Source organism: Mesorhizobium sp. M5C.F.Ca.IN.020.32.2.1, from assembly GCF_004023105.1.
Classification (GTDB): domain Bacteria; phylum Pseudomonadota; class Alphaproteobacteria; order Rhizobiales; family Rhizobiaceae; genus Mesorhizobium; species Mesorhizobium wenxiniae.
This window is the reverse complement of sequence record NZ_RZSX01001002.1, coordinates 1-2121: the sequence shown is the minus strand read 5'-3', so window position 1 is coordinate 2121 and position 2121 is coordinate 1. Positions and strand designations below refer to the sequence as shown.

Sequence of the window (2121 nt, the reverse complement as noted above, 5' to 3'; positions counted from 1 at the left end):
CGCCAGCCCGAGTGCGCAGGGACAGGCGATAATCAGCACCGAGACGGCCGACACGATGGCGAAAACCATGCTCGGCTGCGGGCCGATAACCGCCCAGACGATGAAGGCGACGACGGCGACGAGAACGACAGTGGGCACGAAGTAGAATGAGACGCGGTCGGCAAGGCCCTGGATAGGCGCGCGCGAGCGCTGTGCCTTGGCGACCATTTCGACGATGCGCGACAGCATCGTATCTGCGCCGACTTTCTCGGCGCGGATGACGAGCGTTCCGTTCTTGTTGAGCGTGCCGCCTGTGACTGGGGAGCCAGCCGTCTTCTCGACCGGAACGGATTCACCGCTCAGCATTGATTCGTCGACTGAGGAGCGGCCTTCGAGCACGGTTCCGTCGACCGGCACACTGTCGCCGGGCCGCACGCGCAGCCGCTCGCCCGCCTTCACCTCGTCGAGCGGCACGTCTGCCTCCGAACCGTCTGCCGCAATCCGCCTGGCCGTCTTCGGCGCGAGGTCGAGAAGCGCGCGGATCGCCGAGCCGGTGCGCTCCCTTGCCTTCAGTTCGAGCACCTGGCCGAGAAAGACCAGCGCGACGATCACCGCGGCCGCCTCGAAATAGACCGGAACCGTGCCGCCATGGCCGCGGAACTGGTGCGGAAAGAGATTGGGGAACAACGTCGCCACGACGCTGTAGACATAGGCCGTGCCGACCCCGATCGAGATCAGCGTCCACATGTTCGGACTGCGGTTGATGATCGAATCCCAGCCGCGATGGAAGAAGGGGATGGCCGCCCATAGCACCACCGGCGTCGCCAGCGCCAACTCAATCCAGGCTGCCGGCTGCTCGCCGAGCCAGTCGCGGAACGGCAGGCCGAACATCGGTCCCATGGTGATCAGAAGCAGCGGGATCGACAGGACAGCACTTACCCAGAGTCGACGGGTAAAATCGACGAGTTCCGGATTAGGACCCTCGTCGCCAGTCGGCACGCCCATCGGTTCCAGCGCCATGCCGCAGATCGGGCAGGAACCCGGCTTGTCGCGGATGATTTCTGGATGCATGGGGCAGGTGTATTGCGTGCCCTTCGGCATCGGCTCCGACGCTGGCTGGCCACTCAGAAATTTGCCGGGGTTGGCCTCGAACTTACCCTTGCAGCCGGCCGAGCAGAAGTAGAAACCCTTGCCTTCGTGGCGCGCGAAGTGCTTCGCTGTGGCGCGCTCGACGGTCATGCCGCAAACTGGATCGATCGCCTTGAGAAAGGCTTCCGGCTCCTTCATGAATTTCGTCCTGCAGCCTTCCGAACAGAAATGATAGTTGTGGCCGCCGAAGGTCGCCGAAGGCTTTCCGGCGGCCGGATCGACCGTCATACCGCAGACCGGATCGCGGATGACGACGATCGAGGTAGCGGCCGACGCGTGCGAGGAACAGCACGAGCCATGCGATATGTCGGTGTGGGTGGCGTGATCGTGACGGTCGCTCATGGAGCACTCCTAAATGGGCAACTCCCCCACCACCTACGGTTTCCAGTTACTGGAAGGTCAAGTGGCTTTCTGCAAAATGATCTCTTACCTTCCGCGCGATATGGCCGGCGCATCCCCCGGGGGTTGCCGCAGGATGAGATGGGTGCCCCTTCACTCGCCGCCAAGGCCTTAGCCACTATGCCGCCGACAGAAAATTGGACGATTGGTGCGTTTAATCGCCGGCGCTAGGCGGCGGCCCTGACAGGCTCGAAATCTATATCGAGAACCGCCTCGAGCTGCCGGTCCATGAAATACTCCGGTATGCTCTTTACCAGCAAGTTGCGTAGCGGGACGACAAGCGGGTTCTGCCATTGCGCAATTTTGGCATAGAGGCGTGATTCAACCGCGACCCTATGTGCCCTGTCGAGACGGCGTTTGTCATACTCGCGGATGGCCCGGTCGGCCGGAAGCCCCCCGAACAACGCTGCAAGAACGGCCGCGTCTTCCATGGCAAGTCCGGCGCCTTGTCCCAGATCTGGCGTCACGGCATGCGCGGCGTCGCCAAGCAAAACCGCTCTCCCGCGCGTGAACGAGGGCATTGGACCGAGATCGAGAATGTCCGCCCAGATCAGCGAGTCCGCCGGGGTCCGATCAAGGACCTCCGGAACTGGC

At 63.1% G+C, this 2121-nt stretch carries 2 protein-coding genes; both read right to left on the bottom strand.

Going from position 1 to position 2121, the window contains the following annotated elements; all coding sequences use genetic code 11:
* On the bottom strand, positions 1-1470 hold a 1470-nt coding region (locus tag EOA86_RS32065; RefSeq protein ID WP_128345273.1), incomplete at its 3' end, for an HAD-IC family P-type ATPase.
* A gap of 224 nt (positions 1471-1694) precedes the next feature.
* A partial coding sequence (locus EOA86_RS32060) for an FAD-dependent monooxygenase (RefSeq protein WP_206630196.1) occupies positions 1695-2121 on the bottom strand: 427 nt, incomplete at its 5' end.